Genomic DNA, 23,246 nt, shown 5'->3' with positions numbered 1-23,246 from the left:
GGTCGGCGGGAAGAGCCACGGAACAGCCGGGTGTGCCACCCGGCTCGATACTGTCACCAGGTGACTGCGCGTCGCGCACGAAAAGAGTCACTCCTCGATCGGAAACCAACAGATACCGCCGCTGTCCTGCGGCGATAGGACAATCTTAACGCGTTCCCCCGGCCGCGTGGGCCCGGTGCCGCCGCACGCTCTCCTCGACGAGGTCGAGAACGGGGCCGAGATCGTCCCCCGGCTGGCCCATCGCGAGGTGCGAGACGAGACCTTCGAGAACGAGCTCGAGGTAGGCGGTCAGGACGTCGACGTCGACGTCGTCACGCAGGATCCCGGCGTCGCGCTGGCGCAGCAGACGGCGGCGGGTCGCGGCGGTCAGCTGGTGGGACCGCTCGGCCCAGCGGGCGCGGAACTCGGGGTCGGTGCGCAGCCGCCGGGAGACTTCCAGCCGCGTGCCGAGCCAGTCGGCGGGGTGCTCGCTGCGGTTCGTCAGCAGTTCGCGCATCACCTGGACGAGGCCCTGCTCGGCGACGATGTCGGCCATGCGCACCGCGTCGTCCTCGGCCAAGGCCAGGAAGAGGGACTCCTTGTCGCGGAAATGGTGGAAGATCGCACCACGGGAAAGGCCGGTGGCTTCCTCCAGCCGCCGGACGGTGGCACCCTCGTAGCCATAGCGTGCGAAGCACACGCGGGAGCCGTCGAGGATCTGGCGCCGGCGTGCGTCGAGGTGATCCTGGCTGACCCGTGGCATCCTGGAATCCTGTCACCGAGAACCCGGTCAATGCAATCCGTACGTACGTACTGTGACCGGTTCGCGGGATGATCGGCCGCCGCGGGAACCAGACGGCTTCGCGACACGTCGGACTACTCGGCCGGATCGGCTGACACGCCGTCCGCCGCTTGGCTACGCTTTGTCCGTCACGGTGCGTGAATGCTGAGGGGAAGGTGCGGGCGTGAACATCATCGGCGACGCCGCGAGCGCGATCAAGGCCGTCTGGGGTGACCTGACCACGCCGAAGGAACCGACCGTTTACGGCGGTGGCGGCGGTGGTGGCGGCGGGTTCGAGATGAGCCCCGAGGAGCTGAAGACCGTCATCGGGCTGTGGGAAGACGAGCTGGAGAAGGTCGTGAAGGACGGCGACGAGATCCGCCGGATCTCGGAGGACCTGATGCCGCCGGGAAAGGACGAAGCCAGCTCGAGTTACGTCGATTCCGGGATCACCTCCTTGATCTCCCTGCAGAACCAGAACGACTCGATGAAGGACTACATCGAGGGGTACATCAAGAAACTCGAGCTCGCTCGCACGAAGACGATGGCCACCGATCAGGCCAACACCCTGCGCACGACCTGAGGATGCCGAACGTGTTGAGAAATCGTGCCGCCGCGGTGGCGCTCTTGTTCGTTTCCGCCGTGGTCGCAGGGTGCACGGGGGAGACTCCAGGTACACCGAGCCCCACCCAGGGAACGGCACCGTCATCGGCTCCCTCGGCCGCGCCGGAAGACCCGAACGTCCCGAAGGTGACGAATCCCCTGGACGCTTCGGCGTTCGTCGGTGACGCGTGCAAGCTGCTCCCGGCAGCCGCGGCTGCGGAACTGGGGTTCACCGAGCCCGGAGAACCGAAGAACGACACCAGTAACCCCGCTTGCAGCTGGGGAATCCGGGGCAAGGCCGAAAGCCTGCAGATCATCCTCGGCAGTGGCAACCGCGAAAAGGGCATGGGTGGCCTGACAGGCCTGCACAAGGCCAAGGAAGCCGGGCAATTGAAGTTCCTGGAGCCCGGCCCCGACGTCGACGGCTATCCGACCGTCTATTACGGACTGCAGGACCGGCGAGCGCGTGGCAACTGCGACCTTTCGGTCGGCGTCGCCGATGACCTGGCGATCAGCGCCCAAGCCGAGGGCTACGAGAACGAACAGGATTCCTGTGGGACCGCGCAGAAGGTCGCGTCGGCCCTGCTCAAGACACTCAAGGGGGCATGAGGGTGGACGGCAAACAGATCTTCGAGAACTTCACCCAGGGCGATACCCGCAACCTGCGTTCGGCGGCCGATCGCATCGCGAAACTCTCAGAGGCCTATGTCGAGCGTGGGATGGCCATCAAGTCCCTGCAGTCACGGATGGCGTCCTCCTGGACCGGGTCCGCCGCGGACGCGGCGAACGCCGGTGCGGGCCCGCTCGAACAGGCCTTCAAGGAGACCGCGGACCCGCTGTTCACCACGAAGGCCTCGGTCACCATGCAGGCCGACAGCTTCGACGACTCCGGGCAGACAGTCGTCCCCGTGCCGCCGAAGCCGGACAAGCCCAACCCCTGGACCACCGGCCTGAAGGGCGCGATCCCGATCGCCGGGCCGTTCATGGTCAACAACGACATCAAGAACTACCAAGAGGGCGTCGCGAAGCACGAGGCGGCGAACCAGAACAACGTCCGCGTGATGGACCAGTACGACTCGGTCACCAGCAGCACGAGCTCCAGCCTGCCGACCGATTACGGCGTGCTGAAGAACGACGGTGCGAACGTCAGCGTCAAGACCCCCGGCGTCACGCCCCCGGTCGTGATCCCGCCGTACATCCCGGTGAAGCCCGGCAGGAACGGCGGCGGTGACGACAACGACGGCACCGACACCAGCGGCACGAACGACAACGGCACCAACCAGAACCAGAACAAGCCGGGCGGCGACCAGAACCAGAACAGGCCGGGCACCAACGAGGACCGCCCGGTGCCTCCGAGGGACAGGCCCGACGGCAACATCACCACGCCGACGCGGAAGCCGCCGGGTACCGGCGACGACGACACCACGCGCCCGACCGGCGGCGGCAAGGGCAAGCCGGGACCGACGACCGACATCCCGGGCAGGAACCCAGGACGCGTACCCGGTGACTCGGACAACGTCATCGGTCTCCCGAACGGGCCGGGCCAGAACTACAACTCCGGTGGTGGCACCGGGCCGAACCCGCCTGGCGGCACCAGCGGACGCAACGTTCCCGGGCCCAACAGCGCGGCCGGGAGGCTTCTCGGCGGCGAGGGCGGCGCCGGCGGCCGCGCGGGCGGTCCGGGTGGGTCCGGTTCCGGCGGTCTTGGCGCGGGCAGGGGTTCCGGCATGGGCGGGCTCGGCGGCCTGGGTGGCGGAGACCTGGCCGGTGGCCGTGGTGGTGCCGGCCGTGGTGGCACCGGCGCGATGGGCCCGATGGGCGCGGGCGGCAGGCGTGCCGACGGTGACGACGACGACGAGCACCAGCGTCCCGACTACCTGATCGAGGCCGACCCCGACGCGATCTTCGGCACCGACCAGCGGACCAGTCCGCCGGTCATCGGCGAGTAGCGCGGATGACCGTCAGAACGGGCCGGGTGGACGTCCCGGTCGAAGCCTTGGCGGCGCTCGCCGAACGCGAACGCGTCGGCGACCTGCACATCACGCTGCGTCCCGAACCGCGCTGGCTGTCCAGGACGGCTCGTGCGGAGGCGGACAAACGAGTGGAAGCGGCGTTGGCACAAGCGGGGCTGCTGGACTCCAGCGGCCGCGCGTCGGTCGACTTCCTGGACTGGCTTCCAGTGCTCACGAAACCGTCCATCGAGTACTACGGCTGGGTGAACGCCGGGGGCCAGACCTACGGCGTCCTCGCCGCCTCGCTGGGCTTGCAGGCGGTGCTGGCCGTGGCGTCCGGTGACTGGGTCGGGCTGCAGGAGATCGATCGGCGGCGGCTGCCGGAAACGCTGATCGAACAGCTGCCGCCCGTTCCGGCGGGCGGCGGCAGGCTTCGCACGGTCCGGGCGTACGAGCTCGAAGAGGCGGCCCGGCGCGGCCCGGACACGCATTCGCTGCCGCCGGTGATCGCGGACATCGTCAGCCTCGTGCAGCGGCCGGTCGAGGGGAGCGGTGAGCTCTACGTCGGCAAGCGGGACGAAATCGGCAGGCACGTGGCCGTCGAGGATCCGCTCCACTTCGCCGACACGGATTGGGGCCGGTACCTCAGCTACACCACCGGGCACGGCAACGACGCGGTGGTCCACATCGGACCCGCGGCCCCGGCGGAGCTGGCCGACGCGCTCCGGCACGTCTCCGGGACCCTCGCAGGCTGACCACAGGCCGAGTCCGTGGAGGCCTCCTTGAGGGACCCAGGGTCCCTCAAGGAGGCCTTCACGGACACTTAAAGCACGCGCGCCGAGGCACCCGTCCCGGTTATTGTGACAGCGCTGTTGTATTTCAGGCGGGGTCTGGAGGACGAGAACGTGACACGGCTGTATCCGGAAATCGAACCGTACGACCACGGGATGCTCGACGTCGGCGATGGGCACCTCGTGTACTGGGAGGTCTGCGGGAACCCTGACGGCAAACCCGCCGTCACGCTGCACGGCGGCCCGGGAACCGGGTGCAGCACCGGCATGCGCCGGTACTTCGACCCGGCCAAGTACCGGGTCGTGCTCTTCGACCAGCGCGGCTGCGGCCGGAGCACGCCGCACGCCGGTGAGCCCGAGGCCGACCTCTCCGCCAACACCACCGGCCACCTGCTCGCCGACATGGAGCGGCTTCGCGAGCATCTGGGCATCGAGAAATGGCTGCTCTTCGGCGGATCCTGGGGTTCGGTGCTCGCGCTGGTCTACGCCCTGCGGTATCCGGACCGGGTCTCGGAGATGGTCCTGATGGGCTTGGCCACCGGACGCCGGAGCGAGACAGATCTGCTCACCCGCGGTCTGGGCGGTGTCTTCCCCGAGGCGTGGGCGAAGTTCCGTGACGGCGTCCCCGAAGAAGATCGCGATGGCGACCTTGCGGCGGCCTACCTGAAACTGCTGATGGACCCGGATCCGGCGGTGCACGAGAAGGCCGCGGCGGATTGGTGTGCCTGGGAGGACGCGGTCGTCCCGACGTCCCCGCCGTACAAGAGCTTCGAGACGCCGGAGTTCCGGCTCGCCTTCGCCAGGCTGGTGACGCACTACTGGAGCCACGGATCCTTTTTGGACGACGGCGTGGTCCTGCGGGAGGCCGGGAAGCTGGCCCACATCCCGGCCGTGCTCGCCGAAGGAAGTCTCGACCTGGGCAATCTCATCGGCACCCCGTGGGAACTGGCGCACGCGTGGCCCGGCAGCGAGCTGGTGCTCATCGACGAGGTCGGCCACAGCACCCAGGACGAGCCGATGCGCGAAGTCCTCATCGGTGCGACGGACCGCTTCGCCTCCTGAGCGACGGACCGCGCGTGAAGGCCCCCTTCCCTCGGCTCAGCCGAGGGAAGGGGGCCTTCACGCGCACTCTCAGGGGATGACCAGGGCGGGCGCGGTTTCGTGAGTGGTGGCGTCCGAACGGGTGGTTTCGGCGAGCCGCAGGCCGGTGGTGCGCGGGGAGATCCGGTCGAGGTTCCACGAACTCAGCAGCAGCGCCACCTTCGCCCGCATCTCGGTCCGCAGGCGCAGGAACGAGTCGGCCGGATCGGCGCCGACCTCGCCGAGCAGGAGCCACCAGGCCCAGGCGGCCGCCCCCGCGTTCGCGACGAAGTCCGGGATCACCGGGATGCCGCGAGCAGCCAGTCCCGCTTCGGCGTCGGGAGTGGTCGCCGCGTTGGCGGCTTCGATGACGACCTTCGCCTTGACCAAGCCCTGGTTCCCGGCGCGCAGCGCGTAGGAGATCGCGGCCGGGACGAGGATGTCGGCGTCCGTCGCCACGATCTCGTCGCGCGGAAGCAGCCGGACGTCGGCGGGAAGCCGGCCGCGGTCGATCTCGCCATAAGCGTCCCGCAGCTCCAGCAGCGCCGGGATGTCGAGGCCTTCGGGCCGGTACAGCGTCCCGGCCGCGTCGGCGACCGCGACCACCTTCATGCCGGCTTCGTGCAGGTACCAGGCCGCGCCCCCGCCCATGGTGCCAATGCCCTGGACGGCGACCGTGGTGTTCTCGGCGGCCCATTCCCACGCGTCCGCGACACCGAGGCAGGCCTGCGCGACGCCGTAACCGCCGATCACGTCGCCGAGCAGGAGCCCGCCGGGTACCGGTGTGCTCAACCCGGCCTGCACGCGGCGAAGGGTGTGCGCCGGGTCGGCCGAACGGCGGATCGCCGCGTGATACGACTGCTCGAGCCCGAGCTTCGCGAACACCTCGTCGATCAGATGCTGGGGCACACCGAGGTCCTCGGCGGTCACCCAGTGGTTGTCGATCCACGGTCGCAGGAACGCGCAGAACCGTTCCAGCACACCGAAGGCGCGCTCGTCCTTCGGATCGAAGTCGATACCGCCCTTGGCGCCGCCGACCGGCAGGCCGAAGGTCGCGGTCTTGTTCGCCATCCCCCTCGCCAGGTCCTCGACCTCCGACATCGTGCAGCCCGCGCGCATCCTGGTCCCGCCGGTCGCGATACCGGAGACCAGGCTGTGCACTACGAGGTAGCCGGTGGCACCGGTGACGGGGTCGGTCCAGATGAGCCTCATCAGCGGTTCGGCGTTCCTCGCGGCCATGCGGCCACCTCCTTCGGGATTCGGGGTCGTCCTGCGCCACTTCCGAGGGTGCGCCCTGCCGGGCACGGGCGTCCATTTACCGAATCTGAACGATGTCGTGCAGAGAAACTGGTGTAACGCGCCATCCGGCGTCCGTGACCGCGCCCGATTACGTTTGGGGTCATGGAGCTTTCGTTGCACCGCCTGAGGATGCTCCGCGAGCTGAGCCGTCGTGGCACCGTCACGGCGGCCGCCGCTTCGCTGCATTACACCGCTTCGGCGGTGTCGCAACAGCTGGCGCAGCTGGAGCGGGACGTGGGCGCGAAGCTGTTCGAACGCTTCGGCAGGCGGGTGCAGCTGACCGAACTGGGGCTGTTGCTCACCGAGCACGCCGAGGAGATCCTGGGGTCCGTCGAGCGGGCGACACTGGCCTTGGAGGAGGCGCAGGAGACCGTCTCGGTACGGCTCATGGCGGGAGTGTGGGCGTCGGTCGCCTCGGGACTGCTTCCGCACGCGCTGACCGCGCTGGCGGGCGCGCATCCGGGGATCCAGGTCCGGACCCGTGAGCTCGCCCCCGAGGACACGGCCGACGCCGTCCGGGACGGCGAACTGGATCTGTCGTTCGTGATCGACTACTCCGACGCGCCGATGCCGTGGGACGCCGGGCTGGAACGCGCGGTGATCGCGGTCGAACGGCTGCACGCCGCGGTGCCCGCCGGCGCCGTCCCCGCGGGGAGCGCGTCGCTGCTCGAACTGGCCGAGCATCCGTGGATCCTCGCCAGCCCGAAGAGCCATTTCGGCCGCGCGGTGCGCACGGCGTGTCACCGCCACGGGTTCGAGCCGAAGATCAACCACGAGGTCGAGGAGCAGTCGACGGCGATGGCGATGGTCCGGGCGGGGCTCGGGGTGACCCTCGTGTCGGATCTCGGGCTCGGCCTCCGGCCGCCGGGGATCGACGTCGTCGCGTTGACCACACCGTTGCTCCGGACGGTTTCGATCGCCTACCGGACGACCTCGTCGCGGCGACCGGCGCTGCAGCTGGTGATCGAGGCGGTCCGCGACGCGGCCGCCGCGCTGGGGCTGGGCACGGAGCCCGCTTTGCCCTGAATCGCCCGGTCCTGAGAGGTGGTCGGGCGATCCTGCCCGGCGAGAACCGGCCTGAATTTGTCGGACCCCGCGTGTAGCGTCCGAAGTCAAGGTATCTCAGTTATCGGACAACCGACTGGACGGCGGAAAGATGACTACTGTTCATGATTTCCCCGAGAAGTCCGGGAGCGCGTCGAACGCGACGGCGAAGGTCCTTTCGGACCGCGCCGAGGGCGAGGCGTATGTGGCTTCCGTGTGCTTCAAGCACGGGCCACCGAGACTTCTCGGCGTAGAGCTGGAATTCACCGTGCACTACGCCGACGAGCCCGCCCGGCCTCTCGATCCCGACGATCTCGCCACCGCGCTCGGCCCGCATACGCCGCGGACCCTGCGCCCCGACAGCCCCGCCCTCCCGCTTCCGGCAGGTTCACCACTGAGCCTCGAGCCCGGATGCCAGGTGGAGATCTCCGCCCGGCCACAGACCACGCTGCGTCACTTGGACGCCGTCGTCTCGGCCGATCTGGCCCACCTCGAAAATCTTCTCGCCGCACGAGGCCTGTACCTGGGGGACTCCGGGATAGACCGGCATCGCGCCCCCGCCCGCAAATTGGGCACGCCGCGCTACGCGGCGATGGAACGCCGTTTCGCCCCCATGGGCGCCGGGGGCGCGACCATGATGTGCAGCACCGCCGGCCTGCAGGTCTGTGTGGACACCGGGGAGGCGGGCGACCTGGCCGACCGCTGGGCTGCGGTCCACGCGCTGGGTCCGCCTCTGCTGGCCACCTTCGCCAACTCCCGGGTCCACGCCGGACGCGACACCGGCCACGCGTCCGCGCGCTGGCTCGCCGTGATGGAAACGGAACGGGTCCGCACCCGGTCGGCGGAACCGACCCGGGATCCGGCGGGGGAGTGGGCACGCAGGATCCTGGACACCCCGTTGATGGTGCTCCCCGGTGACGACGGCCGCTGGGACGCTCCGGATTCCCTGACCTTCGCCGACTGGATCGACGGACGGGGCGAGGGCGCCGGGCTCGACAGGCCGACCGAGGACGACCTGGCCTATCACCTGACGACCTTCTTCACCCCGGTCCGTCCACAGGGGTATCTGGAGATCCGGTACCTGGACGCCCAGCCCGCCGCCAACTGGCTGCACCCGGTGGCCCTGCTGGCCGCACTGCTCGCCCGGCCGTCCACAGTGGACAAGGTGCTCGAACTGTGCGAACCGGTCACGGGCGGCTGGGAGCGGGCGGCCCGGTACGGCCTGGCCGACCCGGCGATCGCCACCGTCGCGAGCAAGGTGGTGGACCTCGCCTGTGCCGAACTCGGCACCACCGGTCTGCCGCCGGAGACCATCACGGAGATCAGCGAGGGCGTGCAGTCCCTCTTGCGCGGTTCGAGGAGCCACCAGTCATGAGCGTGGAAAGCACCGAGACCAACCCGCTTCGCGCGCTGAGCCCGCAAGACCTGCGGGCGCACGCGGCCGAGGCGCTCACCAGGGCCCGCGAGCGCAGCGTCGCGCTGACGGACGTGGACGACGAAGACCTGGTCCGCCAGCATTCGAAACTGATGTCGCCGCTGGTCTGGGACCTCGCGCACATCGGCAGCCAGGAAGAGCTCTGGCTGGTGCGCGACGTGGGCGGCCGTGAGGCGCTCCGGCCCGACATCGACGACATCTACGACGCGTTCCAGCACGCCCGCGCGGATCGTCCGGCACTGCCGCTGCTGGGCCCGGAGGAGGCGCGCAGGTACGTCCGCGAGGTCAGGGAGAAATCCTTCGACATCCTGGAAACCGTTCCACTGCAAGGCAGGCGGCTCACCGAGGACGCCTTCGCCTTCGGCATGATCACCCAGCACGAGCAGCAGCACGACGAGACGATGCTGGCCACCCATCAGCTCCGCAAGGGCGATCCGGTGCTGCACGCGCCCGAGCCTCCGCCGTCGCGGTCCGGGCCACTGCCCACGGAGGTGTTCGTACCCGCCGGCGTCTTCACCATGGGCACCTCCGCCGAGCCGTGGGCGCTGGACAACGAGCGCCCGGCGCACGAGGTCGCGGTGGAAGCGTTCTTCATCGACGCCACACCGGTCACCTGTGGGGCGTACGCCGAGTTCCTCGATTCCGGGGGCTACGAAGACCCGAAGTGGTGGAGCGAGCGTGGCTGGGCGTACCGGAGCGAGCACGGCATCCAGGCGCCGCGCTTCTGGAAACGCGAGCAGGACGGCTGGTGGCGGACGCGGTTCGGCGTCTACGAGAAGGTGCCCGCCGCGGAACCCGTCGTCCACGTTTCCTTCCACGAGGCCGAGGCGTACGCCGCCTGGGCCGGCCGTCGTCTGCCGACCGAACCGGAATGGGAGAAGGCCGCCCGGTTCGACCCGGCGACCGGCCGGTCGCGCCGGTTCCCGTGGGGCGACGAGGAACCCACTCCCGATCACGCGAACCTCGGGCAGCGGCATCTGCGGCCCGCGGAGGTCGGCGCGTACCCGGCGGGTGCCTCGCCGCTGGGCGTGCACCAGCTGATCGGTGACGTGTGGGAGTGGACCAGCAGCGGCTTCGAAGCGTATCCGGGATTCGCCGCGTTCCCCTACAAGGAGTACTCGGAGGTGTTCTTCGGCGGGGACTACCGGATCCTGCGGGGTGGCTCCTTCGGCACGGACGCGGCGGCCATCCGCGGCACGTTCCGCAACTGGGATCACCCGATCCGGCGGCAGATCTTCTCCGGGTTCCGCTGCGCCCGGGACGCCCGTCCGAGCGAGGTGGCCTGAGGGCGATGTGCCGTCACCTCGCGTATCTCGGCGAGCCGCGTTCGCCGGCCGAGATGCTCTTTCACGCCCCTCATTCGCTGCTCGTGCAGTCCTACGCCCCTCGTGACATGCGGGGCGGTGGTTCGGTCAACGCCGACGGATACGGCCTCGGCTGGTACGCCGAAGGCGCCGAACCGCTGCGGCTGCGCAGGTCCGCTCCCTTGTGGACGGACGGGGACCTCCCGGCGCTGGCCGGATCGATCCGGTCCCACGCCTTCCTGGCGGCGGTCCGGAACGGTACGACGGGGATGCCCGTGGTCGAGGCGGCGAACGCGCCGTTCACCGGCGGTGGTCACCTCTTCAGCCACAACGGGCTGGTGCGGGGCTGGCCGGACTCGATGTCCGAGCTCGCCGCGAAACTGCCGATCACCCGGCTGCTGACGTTGGAGGCGACCACGGATTCGGTACTGCTGTGGGCGTTGCTGAGTGAGCGGCTGGAGTCGGGTGAAGACCCGCTCGCGTCCGTCACGTGGCTGACCGGAGTGGTCGAGGAGGCGGGGCCGGGTTCGCGGCTCAATCTCCTGCTGACCGACGGCCGGACGCTCGTCGGTACCGCGTGGACGCATTCCCTGTCCTATCGGGACACCGGAGGCGGTGTGCTCGTCGCGTCGGAACCGTGCGACGACGATCCCGGCTGGACTCCCGTTCCCGACCGACACGCCGTCCGGGTCACCGGCGCGGGCGTGGAAATCCTTCCCCTCGAAGCCGATCGGAGCCCTGAGGCACGATGACCGAAGTCGACCTCGACGTACACCACAGCGAATCGGATATCACCGAACAGCTGCGCGCGGACGTCCGCGCCGGCCTGGAGGCGGACCAGAAGTGGTTGTCGCCCAAATGGTTCTACGACGCCCGCGGCAGCGAACTGTTCGAGAAGATCACCGCCCTTCCCGAGTACTACCCGACCCGGAGCGAACGAGAGGTGCTCGCGGCACGCGGTGGTGAGATCGCCGAAAGCTCGGGCGCGCACACCCTCGTCGAGCTGGGTTCAGGATCGAGCGAGAAGACAAGGCTCCTGCTCGACGCGCTCACGAGCCACGGCACGTTGAAGGAGTTCGTCCCGCTCGACGTCTCCGAAACCGCGCTCGCGGACGCCGCGGAAGCCATCACGGCCGACTACCCGAGCCTCGAAGTCCGGGGCGTGGTCGGTGACTTCACCCGGCATCTCGATCTGCTGCCGGGCGATCGCCCGCGGCTGGTGGTCTTCCTCGGCGGCACGATCGGCAATTTCCTCCCCGCCGACCGTGTCACCTTCCTGCGCTCGGTCCGCGACGTGCTCGACGAAGGGGAGTGGTTCCTCCTCGGGACGGATCTGGTGAAGGACCGGGAAACCCTGGAGCGCGCCTATGACGACGCGGCCGGGGTCACCGCCGAGTTCAACCGCAACATGCTCCACGTGATCAACAACGGTCTCGGCGCGAACTTCGACCCGGCCGCCTTCGACCACGTCTCGTATTGGGACGAGGAGAACGAATGGATCGAAATGCGCCTGCGCGCCCGCGAAGCGCTGACCGTCGACATCCCGGGTGCCGGTCTGCAGGTGAAGTTCGACGAGGGCGAATACGTGCGCACCGAGATCTCCGCGAAGTTCCGGCGGGAGGGGATCGCCGCGGAACTGGCCGCCGCCGGTTTCTCGGTGGAGAAATGGTGGACGGACTCGGAATCGCGGTTCGGGGTGAGCCTGGCAAGATCTGTCCGTGACTAACCCTCTCACGTCGCTCGCCCGCGCGCTCGGCACGAAACCGTGGCTGATGGGGCTCGCGGGCGGGATCATCTGGGTGGACAAGAGACTCCACCGGCTGTTCAAGGGGAAGGTGAGCCTGGTCGCGCTGGCCGGGCTCCCTTCCCTGCGCCTGACCACGACCGGCCGCAAGAGCGGGCTGCCGCGCGCTACCAATCTCCTGTACTTCCCGCACGGTGAGGACTTCGTGCTCGTCGGCTCCAATTGGGGGAGGCCGAAAGATCCGGCGTGGACCCACAATCTGCGGTCGAATCCCGACGCGGTCGTCGCGCTGGCGGGTAAGGAGATCCCGGTCAGGGCCAGGGAACTGCGCGGAGACGAGTACGAAGCGATGTGGAAACTGCTGCTGGAGTTCTGGCCCGGTTACTCCATGGAAGAGCAAACCGCTCGCCGTGTGTTACCGATTTTCGAGTTGAAGACAACCACTCGATAGGTTCGTACCATCCTTTCGGCCGGTGACTGGGTTACCGGCTTGTGCGAGGCTCGCTTGGTGTTACGCGCCGTGACGTCGACGGCGCGCCGAGCGACGTGGTCCGTCACGTCGCCAGCCGAGGGAGGAGTCGTTTTGCCGAGATCCACAAGGAGGCCGGTGCGCGGTTTCGCACTGGTAGGGGCACTCGTGGCCGGCGCCGCGTTGACCGGGGGGTCCGGGACGGCGGTCGCCGCCCAGGAGGCCGGGACGCCCGCCGCCCAGGTCGGCGTGACGGCGCCGGTGAACTGGGGTGCCTGCACGGCGGACCAGATCCGCGGTGTTCCCGCCGACCAGGTCAAGTTCTACAGCTGCGCGCGGTATCGCGTGCCGATCGACCACGACAACGCGGCGCTCGGCACCATCGACATCGCGATGCTGAAGCGGGCGGCGAAGACGCCTGACAAGAAGGTCGGTTCGCTGTTCCTCAACCCGGGCGGTCCCGGCGGTTCCGGGTTCCGGATGCCGATCGGCGCGGCGAACTTCTTCCAGCCGCAGGTGCTGGACCGGTTCGACCTGATCGGGTTCGACCCGCGCGGGGTCGGGGCGAGCAACCCGCTCAAATGCTTCACCACGCAGGAAGACGCGAACGACGTCTTCTCCGCGCAGATCCCCGTGCCGCTGACCCGGCAGGAGATCTCCGGGACGCTGGCCTCGTACCGCGACTACGGCCAGTTCTGCAAGAACAACGCGGGCGCGCTGCTGAACCACATGTCCACCAAGGACGTCGTGCGTGACCTCGACAAGATGCGGGCGGCCGTCGGCGACCAGAAGCTGACCTTCGTCGGCTTCTCGTACGGGACTCTGATCGGGTCGACGTACACGTCGATGTTCCCGAAGCAGAGCCGGGCGATCGTCATCGACGGCAACGTCGACCCGGCACTGCGCACCAGCGATGGCGTGCAGTACGACCGCGAGCGCGCTCGCGGGTTCGAGATCGCGCTGGACGCCTTCCTGCGCAAGTGCGCGCAGGTCGGGCCGAAGTGCTCCTTCAGCGCCGGTACGCCGCGGGAGAAGTTCGACGAGATCCGCGGCTATCTGCGCCAGCAGCCGATCAAGCTGCCGGACGGGAGCAGCTACGACATCAACGCGTTCACCAGCACGGTGGCCGGGGTGCTGTACTCGCCGACGTCGTTCCCGCCGCTGGCCGACGACCTGCAGGCGCTGTACAACATCGTCCACCCGCCCGCCGCGCAGGCGCAGACGGCGCAGGCCGTCGAGCTGAAGGTGCTTCGGTCGGGGGCGAACGGGCGCGCGGACGCGAACCCGGACAGCCCCTACACCGGCGACGACTCCTACTTCGCGGTGAACTGCTCGGACAAGAAGATCACGATCAAGCAGGAGAAGGTTCCGGAGATCGCCGCGAAGTGGGAGAAGGAATCGCCCACTTTCGGTCGCTACCAGGCGTTCGCGGACGTGGCGGGCTGCCCGGTGTGGCCGGCGAAGAAGCCGGACGTCTACCGCGGCCCGTGGCAGGCCAAGACCGACACCCCGGTGCTGGTCGTCGGCAACTACTACGACCCGGCGACCCAGTACCTGTTCTCGAAGCGGATGGCCGACCAGCTGGGCAACGCCCGCCTTCTCTCGGTCGACGCCTTCGGGCACTGCATCCTTGGCGACTCGCTCGGGGTGGACAAGGTGACGGCCGACTACCTGATCGACCTGAAGGTGCCGGCCAACGGCCAGGTCTTCCAGCCGAACGTCCAGCCGTTCGAAACCGCCTGATCCAGGGCTGATGAACACGAAGGCCATCGCCACGGCGGTGGCCTTCGTGGTGTTCGGGACCGGTCCCGAACACCCGGCCCTAGGGTTCCGGACGGGGAGGGCCGGATCGGCCGGACGAACTGCTCGTCCAGGAGATCCGGGTGGGTAACCAGGGCACCGGCTTCGGCTTGGTCGCGGCCGCCGGTGCGCCTGGCTCACCCCACCGGCATGCTGGACGGATGGATCCCGTCCGTATCGCTCGCGAAGTGGTCGAGGCTCGTTTCCCCGCCGCGAGGGCCGCGATCCTGGGAGGAAGCGCGAACACCGCAAGGCGCACCGCGAGTTCGGATCTCGACGTCGTCGTGTTCCTCGACGGACCGCCCGCGCCGTTCCGCGAAACGACCGAACTGGACGGCGTGCCGGTCGAACTGTTCTGCCATACCGCCGAGTCGTACGAGAGCTTCGCCGATCGGGAGACAGCGGACCGCCGCTCGCCTCTGCTGCACATGTGCGGGGAAGGGGTCGTTCTTCTCGACCGCGACGGCTTCGGCCGTCGGACGCGGGCGGACGCCCGGGCGCGCCTGCGCGCCGGGCCTCCGCCGTTGTCCGCGACCGATCTGGAGGACCATCGATACCTGCTCACCGACCTCTTGGACGATCTCGACGGGGCCGACGATCCCGATGAGCTGGTCTTCATCGCCGATCGGCTGTTGATCGCGGTCGCCGAGCTGGTACTCCTGGCAGGTGGCCGGTGGCGATCCCACGGCAAGTGGCTCCTGCGACGGCTCAGAGAGGCCGATCCGGAGCTCTGCCGGGAACTCCTGCTCGGCTACCGGCAGGTCGTCTGCGCGGGTGATCCGGCTCCGATGCGGCGGGTCGCCGCAGCTGTCCTCGAAGGTGTGGGAGGCCGCCTTCTGGTGGGCTACCGGCGAGGCGCTCCCGCCGCCTTCAGACGTTGACGCTCGCGTAGGCGTCGAGACCGTAATTCGTCGCGTACGCGTTCTCGACCCCGACCAGAAGGTCGACCACCTCGAAATACCGGTCCCAGAAGGGCGTCTCGCGCAGCGCCTCGATGAGCAACTGGTACGACTGATGGTCGTCCGCCTCCCACACCCACACGTCGGTCACTCGCGCGGAGTAGAACTCGGTGTCGAAGAACCGGGACCGGACACCCTTCACCCTGCTCTCGATCACCGGGAGGACCTCGGTCTTGAAGGCCTTCACCCGCTGCTCGACGGTGAGGCCGAGCCAGTCCGGTGTGGTCTTCACCAGCATGAAAGCAGTCACTTCGGACATGATGATTCCTCTCGGTCAGGCGTAGGAGCCGGCTTCGATGTCCTCGGCCAGGCTCGGTCCGTGCGGGGTCCACTTGAGGAGTTCGCGGGTTCGCGCGCTGGACGCCGACATGTCCAGCGCGAAGAACCGGCCGACGAAGCCGAAGTGCCCGGCGGCGTTCTCCGGCGCCACGGACACCACTGGAAGGCCCAGCGTTCGCCCGATGGCTTCGGCGATCTCCCGAGTCGTGACCGCTTCTTCGGCGACCGCGTGGAGCAGCGTGCCGGTGGGCGCGCCGTCCAGCGCAAGCCGGACGAGCCGGGCGGCGTCGGTGCGGTGCACGGCGGCCCAGGCGGCGGTGCCGTCGCCGACGTAACCGGACACGCCGTGCTTGCGGGCGGCCGCGACGAGCGCGGCGACGAACCCATGGTCGCCCACGCCGTGCACCGACGGCGCGAAGCGGGCACTGATCACACGCATGCCCTTTTCGGCGTACTCGAGCGCGAGGTTCTCGGCTCCGCCGCGATGGGAATCGGGGCCGAAGGCGGGGGAGAGGTCGCTTTCGGTGGCGGGGCGTCCCTTGACCAGGGTCGAGAGGCCCGCGGCGAGAACGAAGGCCCGGCCCGTCCCGGTCAAGGCGTCGGCGAAGGTCTGGACGGCGGCCCGTTCGGCCCGGTTGGACTCGGCGGGGTTGCCCCAGTCGTGTTTGTTCGCCAGGTGGATGACGGCGTCGGCCTCTTCGGCGCCCGCGCGGAGGCCGTCGAGGTCGTCCAGGTCGCCGCGGCGGACGCCGGCGCCCTTCCGTTCCAGGGCGGCGGCGGAGGCGTCCGAGCGGGCGAGGCCGGTGACCTCGTGACCGGCGTCGAGCAACTCGTCGACGACGGCCGACCCGATCCAGCCGGTCGCCCCGGTGACGAATACGTGCATGGAATGCTCCTTCTACTGGGTTTCGCGGGAGAGCCGTGATTGGAGGACGACGAGCGCCCCGAGGACGAGCACGCTCACGCCGATCACCCGCAGCGCCGTGCTCGCGCCGGTGACGAACGCGGAGATCACTTCGGGAGAGCGGCCGGGTACGGCCGCCAGCGCCTGCGCCACGGTGTGCGGATCGTGGTCCGCGCGGATGCCGGACGGCAGCGCGGCGACGAACCGTCCGGTGAGGACGGTGCCGATGACCGCGACCCCGAGCGCGCTGCCGAATTCGCGTGTGGTGGCCTGTAGCCCGGCGCCGACACCGGCCTGCGCCGGAGGCAGCGAACCGGAGATCGCGGCGGACAGCGTCGGAAGGGCCAGCGTGACACCGATCCCGGTCATCACGAGCCAGGCCGCGTAGACCGCGTACGGCGTCGCGGTGTCGCTTGTGGACAGTCCGATGAGGCCGCCGCCACAGAAGACGAACGCGAGGGTGATGACGGCGTCGACTCCGAGGCGCTGGACGAGTTTGCCGACGCTCCGCGCGCCGAGGATCACCGGGACGGTCAGCGGGATGATCCCGAGCCCGGTCAGCAGCACACTGAAACCCTTGCCGTATTGGAGAAAAGACGCGTTGACGTAGAACAGCGCGAACATTCCGAAGAAGATCGTGGTCATGCCGAGACAGGCGCTGCGCAGCGCCGGCACGCGGAACAACCGGGGGTCGAGCAGCGGGTGCCCGGCCTTCAGCTCCACGTACGTCCACAGGGCGAAAAGCACGATCGCACCGGTGAATCCGGTCAGGACGATCGGGCTGCCCCAACCCGCTTCGGGGCCTTCGACGATGCCTAGCAGCAACGCCACCGACGCGCCGACGAGCAGGACGGCACCGAGCGGACTGAGCGGCCGCTCGTGCCTCGGTGACACCGGCGCGATCCGGGCGACGAGTACGACGAGCGTCAGTGAGACCGGGACGGCGGCCGCGAACAGCCAGCGCCACGACCCGCCCGAGAGGACCGCGCCGCCGCCGACGTTCCCCACGACACCACCGATCCCGGTCATCGACGCCCAGGTCGCGATGGTGACGCCCTTGCGTTCGGCTGGGACGGCGTGCAGCAGGACGGCGAGCGTGTTGGGCAGCACCGCGGCGGCCCCGATCCCCGTGATCGCCCGGCCGGTCAGCAGGAAAGGTACGTCCGGCGCGAGTGCCGACAGCAACGCGCCGAGCGCGAACAGTGCCAGACCGGCGAGCAGGACGCCTTTGCGGCCGAAGCGGTCGCCCGCCGCTCCGCCGGGGATCACGAGACAGGCGAAGAAAACGACGTAGGTGTCGACGATCCAGATCAGTGCCGACGCGGACGGGTGGAGGTCGCTCGCGGCCAGCATCGGGACGGCGAGGTTGATCGCGGCGACCATCCCGACCATGAGCACGACACAGGCGCACATGACGGCCGGCAGGCCGTGCCGGTCCGTCGCGGCCTCGGGGGAGTCGCGGACTTGAAGTCGGAGTGGCATGTCCACGACGCTATGAGCCTGCCGGTTATTCGCGCCACGCAACTTTGGCAATCCAGAGTTGCGTACCATGCAACCATGGCCGACCAGCTGGACCTCAATCTTCTGCGAGTGTTCGACGCGTTGCTGCGGGAGGGCAGCGTGACGGCGGCGGCCGAACGGCTGCATCTGTCGATCCCCGCGGCCAGCCGGGCGCTGGGCCGGTTGCGGCGGGCGATGGGCGACCCGATCCTGGTGCGCGCCGGCCGTGGGATGGTGCCGACGCCGTTCGCGCTCCGGACGGCCCCGCGGGTGCGGTCCCTGCTCGACGAGGCGTCGGCCTTGATCAGCGCCGACCGCGAGCTGGCGATCGGGGACCTCGAACGCACCTTCACCATCCGCATCAACGACGGTGTCGCCGCGACCTTGGTGACGGCCGTCGCCGAGGCGACCGCCGCGGTCGCGCCGGGGGTGGTCCTGCGTTTCGTCGCCGAAGGCAGCGAAAGCACCGAGGCCTTGCGCGACGGTTCGGTGGATCTGGACATCGGCGCGGGCGACATCACCGCGCCCGATATCCGTTCGACGCTGCTGTACCGCGAACGAGTGGTCGCGATCGTCAGGGCGGACGGCCCGCTCGGCGGCGTGCGCCGCCCGACGCTGACGCAGCTTTGCCGGTATCCGCACGTGTCCGCATCTCGACGCGGACGGGGCAGAGGGCCACTCGACGACGTGCTCGAGGCCGCCGGTCTCCAGCGCCGGGTCGCGGCGGTCGTCCCCACCTCCGCCGTCGCCGCGTTCCTGGCCGCGTCGAGCGACTACGTCGGGCTCGCGCCTCAGCGGCTCGCCGAGCAGTACGGCCGGTCGCTCGGCATCCGCTGGTTCCCGATCCCCGCGGATCTCCCGCCGATCGAGGTCTGCCAGCTCTGGCACGCACGGCTCGACGCCGACCCGGCCCAGCGCTGGCTACGTGACACGATCCACGCCGCGCTCGGGCCGTCCGGTGGTAAAGTGCCGAAGGTTGATCAACACCGATCGAGTACGAAAGCGAGGTGAGCGGCACATGCCGGAAGACAGTTCTGGACCGACCGGACGTGGTCGCCGTTCACCCGGGTGCGCGGTGCGCTGACCTTCTCCGGTCTCCTTTCCCTGTCTGGCTTTGTGTACGCACGCCAGAAAAGAGCCGGAATCATGAACACCTTCGAAATGCTGCTCAGGGTCGGCACCGGCGTCGGCCTCGGCGCCGTCATCGGCATCGAGCGCCAGTACCGCGCCCGGATGGCCGGGCTCCGCACCAACGCCCTCGTCGCCGTCGGCGCGACCCTCTTCGTCCTGCTGTCCGCCCACGGTTTCGGCGGGCTGAACACCAGCGGTGACGCCGACCCGACCCGCGTCGCCGCCCAGATCGTCTCCGGTATCGGTTTCCTCGGCGCCGGGGTGATCCTCCGGGACGGGCTGAACGTGCGCGGGCTCAACACCGCGGCCACGCTGTGGTGCTCGGCGGCCGTCGGATCCCTTGCGGGAGCGGGGCTTTACGTCGTCGCGCTCGCCGGGACCGTGGTGATCGTCGGGGTCAACGTGCTGTTGCGCCCGCTCGGTCGCGTCGTCGACCGCCGCCCGGAGCACCGGGAAGAAGACCTCGTGAGTGGTAAGGACGGTTAGAACAGTCCTCACCACTCACGAGCCGGACAGGAAGTCCAGCAGTATCCGGGAGAACTCGGCGGGTTTCTCCAGATTGATCATGTGCGCGACCCCGGGGACGACCAGTTTCCGGGCGTCGCGGGCTTCGCTTTCGATCTGGTCGGCGATGGCGACGATATCCGTGGAATCCAGCTCTCCCACCAAGGTCAAGGTGCGCGGGGTCAGCTCGCCGATACGTTCGATGGCGCGTAGCTCGTCCATCCGCGTGAAGCCCGATAGTCCGTGCCGGACGATCGTCTGCGTGTACATCTCCTGACCCAGCCGCCGGACCCGTTGATCGACGTCCGCGGGCGCGCGCCGCGGCCCGTCCACCCACATGCGCAGGATGTACTCGATGGCGGCGGGAAGATCACCCCTGGCGCCCGCCTCCTCGAGTTTCTCGGTCTGTTCCAGGACGAAGGGGTCCTTCGTCGCCATCGCGCTGAGGCCGGTGGCGACGAGCACGAGATCCTGGACGAGATCCGGGTAGGTCAGCGCGAAATCGACCGCGATCCGCCCGCCGCCGGACAGCCCGACCAGCGAAGCGCGGTGGAGTCCCAACGCGGTCAACAGCTCGCGGAGATCCTCGTAGTGCTTGAACCGCGCCGCCGGGGTGGAAGAGTCGCCGTGTCCGCGCGCGTCGTACCGGATGGCGGTGTGGTGACGTGCGAGCGCCGACATCTCCGCGTCCCACATCCGGGAGTCGAGCATCCCGCCGTGGAGCAGGATCACCGGATCGCCTTCACCCCGGACCTCGTACGCCAGTTCGCCGTTCTGGACCTGAACTCTCCCCGTGGTCATAAGGCCACGCTACCGAAAAACGCGAAAGGTCCCTTTCCCCAAAAGTGCGGGGAAAGGGACCTTTCGCGTGCCGTGCTTACGCCTGGGTCATCTTCCGCAGGACGTACTGCAGGATGCCGCCGTTGCGGTAGTAGTCCGCCTCACCAGGGGTGTCGATGCGGACGTCCGCGTCGAACTCCACCTTGGTGCCATCGGTCTTCGTCGCGGTGACGTGGACCGTGCGCGGGGTTTCGCCGTCGTTCAGCTTCGTGATGCCCGAGATGTCGAACGTCTCGGTGCCGTCGAGGCCGAGCGACGAGGCCGACTCGCCCGCCGGGAACTGCAGCGGGATGACGCCCATGCCGATCAGGTTGGACCGGTGGATGCGCTCGAACGACTCGGTGATCACCGCACGCACACCCAGCAGGCTCGTGCCCTTGGCCGCCCAGTCACGGGACGAACCGGAGCCGTACTCCTTGCCGCCGAGGACGACCAGCGGGATGTCCTGCGCCGCGTAGTTCTGCGCCGCGTCGTAGATGAACGCCTGCGGGGCGTCGTCCTGGGTGAAGTCGCGGGTGTAGCCGCCCTGCACGTCGTCCAGCAGCTGGTTGCGCAGCCGGATGTTCGCGAAGGTGCCGCGGATCATGACCTCGTGGTTACCCCGACGCGAGCCGTAGGAGTTGAAGTCCTTCTTCTCCACGCCGTGCTCGGTCAGGTACTGCGCGGCCGGGGTGCCCGGCTTGATCGCGCCGGCGGGGGAGATGTGGTCGGTGGTGACCGAGTCGCCCAGCTTCGCCAGCACGCGCGCGCCGGAGATGTCGGTGACCGGGGACGGCTCCGCCTGCATGCCCTCGAAGTACGGGGGCTTCCGGACGTAGGTGGACTCCGCGTCCCAGTCGAAGGTCTTGCCCTCGGGGGTGGGCAGCGACTTCCACCGCTCGCCACCGTCGAAGACGTCGGCGTAGTCCTTGGTGAACATCTCCTGCGTGATCGCGTAGTCGATGGTCTCCTGGATCTCCTTGGCCGACGGCCAGATGTCCTTCAGGAAGACGTCGTTGCCGTCGGTGTCCTGGCCGAGCGGCTGGTTCTCGAAGTCGAAGTCCATCGTGCCGGCGAGCGCGTACGCGATGACCAGCGGCGGCGACGCGAGGTAGTTCATCTTCACGTCGGGGTTGATGCGGCCTTCGAAGTTCCGGTTGCCCGAGAGCACCGAAACCGCGGTGAGGTCGTTCTCCTGGATCGCGGCGGAGATCTCGTCCGAGAGCGGGCCGGAGTTGCCGATGCAGGTGGTGCAGCCGTAGCCGACCAGGTGGTAGCCCAGCTTCTCCAGGTACGGCCAGAGGCCGGCCTTGTCGTAGTAGTCGGTGACGACCTGCGAACCCGGCGCCATCGAGGTCTTGACCCACGGCTTGACCGCGAGGCCCTTGTCGACCGCGTTCCGGGCGAGCAGCGCCGCGCCGAGCATGACCGACGGGTTGGAGGTGTTGGTGCAGGAGGTGATCGAGGCGATCACCACGGCGCCGTGGTCGAGGATGAACTCGCCGCGGTCGGCGCTGCTGACCTTGACCGGGTTGGTCGGGCGGCCGCTGTGGCCGTTCGCCGCCGACTGGATGTCGACCGCGCCCTCGTCCTTGAACGAAAGGGCGGCCGGGTCGCTGGCCGGGAAGGACTCCTCGACGGCTTCGTCCACGTTGGTGTGCGGGACCTCTTCGCCGCCGACGTAGTCGTGGATCGACTTGCGGAACGAGTTCTTCGCGTCGGTGAGCTCGATGCGGTCCTGCGGGCGCTTCGGGCCGGCGATCGACGGGACGACCGTCGACAGGTCCAGCTCGATGTACTCGGAGTACTCCGGCTCGTGCGACGGGTCGTGCCAGAGGCCCTGCTCCTTGGCGTAGGCCTCGACGAGCGCGACCTGCTCCTCGGACCGGCCGGTGAGCTTGAGGTAGCGGACGGTCTCCTCGTCGATCGGGAAGATCGCCGCGGTGGAGCCGAACTCCGGGCTCATGTTGCCGATGGTGGCGCGGTTGGCCAGCGGCACCGCGCCGACGCTCTCGCCGTAGAACTCGACGAACTTGCTGACCACACCGTGCTTGCGCAGCATCTCGGTGATGGTGAGCACGACGTCGGTGGCGGTCACGCCGGTCGGGATCTCGCCGGTGAGCTTGAAGCCCACGACGCGCGGGATGAGCATGGAGACCGGCTGTCCCAGCATGGCGGCCTCGGCCTCGATGCCGCCGACGCCCCAGCCCAGCACGCCGAGGCCGTTGACCATGGTGGTGTGCGAGTCGGTGCCGACGCAGGAGTCGGGGTACGCCTGGCCGTTGCGGGCCATGACCGTGCGCGCGAGGTGCTCGATGTTCACCTGGTGCACGATGCCGGTGCCCGGCGGGACGACCTTGAACTCGTCGAAGGCGCCCTGGCCCCAGCGCAGGAACTGGTAACGCTCGCGGTTGCGCTCGTATTCGATCTCGACGTTGCGCTCGAAGGCGTCGGCGCGGCCGAAGACGTCGATGATGACGGAGTGGTCGATGACCAGCTCGGCGGGGGCGAGCGGGTTGACCTTGTCCGGGTCGCCGCCGAGGTCGGTGACGGCCTCGCGCATGGTGGCGAGGTCGACGACACAGGGCACGCCGGTGAAGTCCTGCATGATCACGCGGGCGGGCGTGAACTGGATCTCGATCGACGGGTCGGCCTTGGCGTCCCAGTTGCCGAGCGCGCGGATGTGGTCGGCGGTGATGTTCGCGCCGTCCTCGGTCCGCAGCAGGTTCTCGAGCAGGATCTTCAGGCTGTAGGGAAGGCGCTGGGAGCCCTCGACCTTGTTCAGGCGGAACACCTCGTAGGAGGCGTCGCCCACCTTCAGCGTGTCTTTGGCGCCGAAGCTGTCCTTGCTGGCGGGTGCGGTCACTTC

The 23,246-nt window shown here is 69.0% G+C and carries 22 protein-coding genes; 15 read left to right on the top strand and 7 right to left on the bottom strand.

Going from position 1 to position 23,246, the window contains the following annotated elements; all coding sequences use genetic code 11:
* Nucleotides 1-145: 145 nt before the first annotated feature.
* Entirely contained in the window at nt 146-742 is a 597-nt protein-coding gene (locus tag ACZ3HL_RS35425) for a TetR/AcrR family transcriptional regulator (protein WP_125678272.1), read from the bottom strand.
* Nucleotides 743-944: 202 nt separating this feature from the next.
* Between ACZ3HL_RS35425 and ACZ3HL_RS35420 the strand changes: the two genes are divergently transcribed.
* From ACZ3HL_RS35420 to pip, 5 genes are all read left to right on the top strand, one after another.
* On the top strand, nt 945-1,343 hold the full coding sequence (locus tag ACZ3HL_RS35420) for a hypothetical protein (protein ID WP_465535668.1): 399 nt from the start codon (nt 945-947) through the stop codon (nt 1,341-1,343).
* A gap of 2 nt (nt 1,344-1,345) precedes the next feature.
* On the top strand, nt 1,346-1,972 hold the full coding sequence (locus ACZ3HL_RS35415; protein WP_465535667.1) for a DUF3558 domain-containing protein: 627 nt from the start codon (nt 1,346-1,348) through the stop codon (nt 1,970-1,972).
* Nucleotides 1,969-3,312: a hypothetical protein gene (locus ACZ3HL_RS35410; protein ID WP_465535666.1), complete on the top strand. Its 1,344-nt coding sequence runs from the start codon at nt 1,969-1,971 to the stop codon at nt 3,310-3,312. Before ACZ3HL_RS35415 ends, ACZ3HL_RS35410 begins: the two co-directional genes overlap by 4 nt.
* A gap of 26 nt (nt 3,313-3,338) precedes the next feature.
* The gene (locus ACZ3HL_RS35405) at nt 3,339-4,070 is read left to right on the top strand and encodes an ESX secretion-associated protein EspG (protein WP_465535691.1); all 732 of its coding nucleotides are present in this window, start codon (nt 3,339-3,341) and stop codon (nt 4,068-4,070) included.
* 150 nt (nt 4,071-4,220) lie between these two features.
* The gene (pip, locus tag ACZ3HL_RS35400; protein ID WP_465535665.1) at nt 4,221-5,168 is read left to right on the top strand and encodes a prolyl aminopeptidase; all 948 of its coding nucleotides are present in this window, start codon (nt 4,221-4,223) and stop codon (nt 5,166-5,168) included.
* Between the two features lie 69 nt (nt 5,169-5,237).
* Here the strand turns inward: pip and ACZ3HL_RS35395 are convergent, their stop codons facing one another.
* Nucleotides 5,238-6,425, bottom strand: a complete 1,188-nt coding sequence (locus tag ACZ3HL_RS35395) for a Glu/Leu/Phe/Val dehydrogenase dimerization domain-containing protein (protein WP_465535664.1) — start codon at nt 6,423-6,425, stop codon at nt 5,238-5,240.
* Nucleotides 6,426-6,587: 162 nt separating this feature from the next.
* On the opposite strand from ACZ3HL_RS35395, the gene ACZ3HL_RS35390 reads away from it, so the two are divergent.
* The 8 genes from ACZ3HL_RS35390 (at nt 6,588) to ACZ3HL_RS35355 (ending at nt 15,162) form a co-directional block, all read left to right on the top strand.
* Nucleotides 6,588-7,511, top strand: a complete 924-nt coding sequence (locus ACZ3HL_RS35390; RefSeq protein ID WP_465422144.1) for a LysR family transcriptional regulator — start codon at nt 6,588-6,590, stop codon at nt 7,509-7,511.
* A 130-nt stretch (nt 7,512-7,641) separates the two neighbouring features.
* Nucleotides 7,642-8,904 (top strand): glutamate-cysteine ligase family protein, encoded by a 1,263-nt coding sequence (locus ACZ3HL_RS35385; protein ID WP_465535663.1) that lies wholly within the window; start codon nt 7,642-7,644, stop codon nt 8,902-8,904.
* The gene (gene egtB / locus ACZ3HL_RS35380; RefSeq protein WP_465535662.1) at nt 8,901-10,250 is read left to right on the top strand and encodes an ergothioneine biosynthesis protein EgtB; all 1,350 of its coding nucleotides are present in this window, start codon (nt 8,901-8,903) and stop codon (nt 10,248-10,250) included. Before ACZ3HL_RS35385 ends, egtB begins: the two co-directional genes overlap by 4 nt.
* A 5-nt stretch (nt 10,251-10,255) precedes the next feature.
* Nucleotides 10,256-11,020 (top strand): ergothioneine biosynthesis protein EgtC, encoded by a 765-nt coding sequence (egtC, locus tag ACZ3HL_RS35375; RefSeq protein WP_465535661.1) that lies wholly within the window; start codon nt 10,256-10,258, stop codon nt 11,018-11,020.
* The gene (egtD, locus tag ACZ3HL_RS35370) at nt 11,017-11,994 is read left to right on the top strand and encodes an L-histidine N(alpha)-methyltransferase (RefSeq protein WP_465535659.1); all 978 of its coding nucleotides are present in this window, start codon (nt 11,017-11,019) and stop codon (nt 11,992-11,994) included. The genes egtC and egtD overlap by 4 nt, the downstream gene beginning before the upstream one ends.
* 46 nt (nt 11,995-12,040) lie before the next feature.
* Nucleotides 12,041-12,463, top strand: coding sequence for a nitroreductase family deazaflavin-dependent oxidoreductase (locus ACZ3HL_RS35365; RefSeq protein ID WP_465422180.1), 423 nt, complete (start codon nt 12,041-12,043; stop codon nt 12,461-12,463).
* A gap of 156 nt (nt 12,464-12,619) precedes the next feature.
* Nucleotides 12,620-14,224, top strand: a complete 1,605-nt coding sequence (locus tag ACZ3HL_RS35360; RefSeq protein WP_465535658.1) for an alpha/beta hydrolase — start codon at nt 12,620-12,622, stop codon at nt 14,222-14,224.
* Between the two features lie 218 nt (nt 14,225-14,442).
* On the top strand, nt 14,443-15,162 hold the full coding sequence (locus ACZ3HL_RS35355; protein ID WP_465535657.1) for a nucleotidyltransferase domain-containing protein: 720 nt from the start codon (nt 14,443-14,445) through the stop codon (nt 15,160-15,162).
* Here the strand turns inward: ACZ3HL_RS35355 and ACZ3HL_RS35350 are convergent.
* From ACZ3HL_RS35350 to ACZ3HL_RS35340, 3 genes are read right to left on the bottom strand one after another with little or no spacing between them, the layout of a single operon-like run.
* Entirely contained in the window at nt 15,152-15,499 is a 348-nt protein-coding gene (locus tag ACZ3HL_RS35350) for a darcynin family protein (protein WP_465535655.1), read from the bottom strand. The two genes, ACZ3HL_RS35355 and ACZ3HL_RS35350, sit on opposite strands and share 11 nt — an antisense overlap.
* 15 nt (nt 15,500-15,514) lie before the next feature.
* The gene (locus ACZ3HL_RS35345) at nt 15,515-16,405 is read right to left on the bottom strand and encodes an SDR family oxidoreductase (protein ID WP_465535653.1); all 891 of its coding nucleotides are present in this window, start codon (nt 16,403-16,405) and stop codon (nt 15,515-15,517) included.
* 12 nt (nt 16,406-16,417) lie between these two features.
* A complete protein-coding gene (locus ACZ3HL_RS35340) occupies nt 16,418-17,836 on the bottom strand; it encodes an MFS transporter (RefSeq protein ID WP_465535689.1) in 1,419 nt (472 codons plus the stop codon).
* 144 nt (nt 17,837-17,980) lie between these two features.
* Here ACZ3HL_RS35340 and ACZ3HL_RS35335 point away from each other — a divergent pair, with 144 nt between their 5' ends.
* Together ACZ3HL_RS35335 and ACZ3HL_RS35330 are read left to right on the top strand one after the other, a co-directional pair.
* Nucleotides 17,981-18,934 (top strand): LysR family transcriptional regulator, encoded by a 954-nt coding sequence (locus tag ACZ3HL_RS35335; protein ID WP_465535652.1) that lies wholly within the window; start codon nt 17,981-17,983, stop codon nt 18,932-18,934.
* A gap of 135 nt (nt 18,935-19,069) precedes the next feature.
* Nucleotides 19,070-19,540: an MgtC/SapB family protein gene (locus ACZ3HL_RS35330; RefSeq protein ID WP_465422134.1), complete on the top strand. Its 471-nt coding sequence runs from the start codon at nt 19,070-19,072 to the stop codon at nt 19,538-19,540.
* 15 nt (nt 19,541-19,555) lie between these two features.
* Here ACZ3HL_RS35330 and ACZ3HL_RS35325 read toward each other — a convergent pair whose 3' ends face one another.
* Both ACZ3HL_RS35325 and acnA read right to left on the bottom strand, forming a co-directional pair.
* Entirely contained in the window at nt 19,556-20,359 is an 804-nt protein-coding gene (locus ACZ3HL_RS35325; protein WP_465535650.1) for an alpha/beta fold hydrolase, read from the bottom strand.
* A gap of 76 nt (nt 20,360-20,435) precedes the next feature.
* On the bottom strand, nt 20,436-23,243 hold the full coding sequence (acnA, locus tag ACZ3HL_RS35320; protein ID WP_465535648.1) for an aconitate hydratase AcnA: 2,808 nt from the start codon (nt 23,241-23,243) through the stop codon (nt 20,436-20,438).
* Between the last annotated feature and the right edge of the window lie 3 nt (nt 23,244-23,246).

The organism is Amycolatopsis sp. NPDC000009, assembly GCF_055563465.1.
This window is presented reverse-complemented; position numbering and strand designations above follow the sequence as displayed.

What these genes read in the sequence shown, in the direction of transcription:
- ACZ3HL_RS35425 (WP_125678272.1), bottom strand. Translation starts at nt 742, where the DNA reads ATGCCACGGGTCAGCCAGGATCACCTCGACGCACGCCGGCGCCAGATC.
- ACZ3HL_RS35415 (WP_465535667.1), top strand. Translation starts at nt 1,346, where the DNA reads ATGCCGAACGTGTTGAGAAATCGTGCCGCCGCGGTGGCGCTCTTGTTC.
- ACZ3HL_RS35410 (WP_465535666.1), top strand. Translation starts at nt 1,969, where the DNA reads ATGAGGGTGGACGGCAAACAGATCTTCGAGAACTTCACCCAGGGCGAT.
- ACZ3HL_RS35395 (WP_465535664.1), bottom strand. Translation starts at nt 6,425, where the DNA reads ATGGCCGCGAGGAACGCCGAACCGCTGATGAGGCTCATCTGGACCGAC.
- ACZ3HL_RS35390 (WP_465422144.1), top strand. Translation starts at nt 6,588, where the DNA reads ATGGAGCTTTCGTTGCACCGCCTGAGGATGCTCCGCGAGCTGAGCCGT.
- ACZ3HL_RS35385 (WP_465535663.1), top strand. Translation starts at nt 7,642, where the DNA reads ATGACTACTGTTCATGATTTCCCCGAGAAGTCCGGGAGCGCGTCGAAC.
- egtB (WP_465535662.1), top strand. Translation starts at nt 8,901, where the DNA reads ATGAGCGTGGAAAGCACCGAGACCAACCCGCTTCGCGCGCTGAGCCCG.
- egtC (WP_465535661.1), top strand. Translation starts at nt 10,256, where the DNA reads ATGTGCCGTCACCTCGCGTATCTCGGCGAGCCGCGTTCGCCGGCCGAG.
- egtD (WP_465535659.1), top strand. Translation starts at nt 11,017, where the DNA reads ATGACCGAAGTCGACCTCGACGTACACCACAGCGAATCGGATATCACC.
- ACZ3HL_RS35365 (WP_465422180.1), top strand. Translation starts at nt 12,041, where the DNA reads ATGGGGCTCGCGGGCGGGATCATCTGGGTGGACAAGAGACTCCACCGG.
- ACZ3HL_RS35355 (WP_465535657.1), top strand. Translation starts at nt 14,443, where the DNA reads ATGGATCCCGTCCGTATCGCTCGCGAAGTGGTCGAGGCTCGTTTCCCC.
- ACZ3HL_RS35350 (WP_465535655.1), bottom strand. Translation starts at nt 15,499, where the DNA reads ATGTCCGAAGTGACTGCTTTCATGCTGGTGAAGACCACACCGGACTGG.
- ACZ3HL_RS35345 (WP_465535653.1), bottom strand. Translation starts at nt 16,405, where the DNA reads ATGCACGTATTCGTCACCGGGGCGACCGGCTGGATCGGGTCGGCCGTC.
- ACZ3HL_RS35340 (WP_465535689.1), bottom strand. Translation starts at nt 17,836, where the DNA reads ATGTGCGCCTGTGTCGTGCTCATGGTCGGGATGGTCGCCGCGATCAAC.
- ACZ3HL_RS35335 (WP_465535652.1), top strand. Translation starts at nt 17,981, where the DNA reads ATGGCCGACCAGCTGGACCTCAATCTTCTGCGAGTGTTCGACGCGTTG.
- ACZ3HL_RS35330 (WP_465422134.1), top strand. Translation starts at nt 19,070, where the DNA reads ATGAACACCTTCGAAATGCTGCTCAGGGTCGGCACCGGCGTCGGCCTC.
- ACZ3HL_RS35325 (WP_465535650.1), bottom strand. Translation starts at nt 20,359, where the DNA reads ATGACCACGGGGAGAGTTCAGGTCCAGAACGGCGAACTGGCGTACGAG.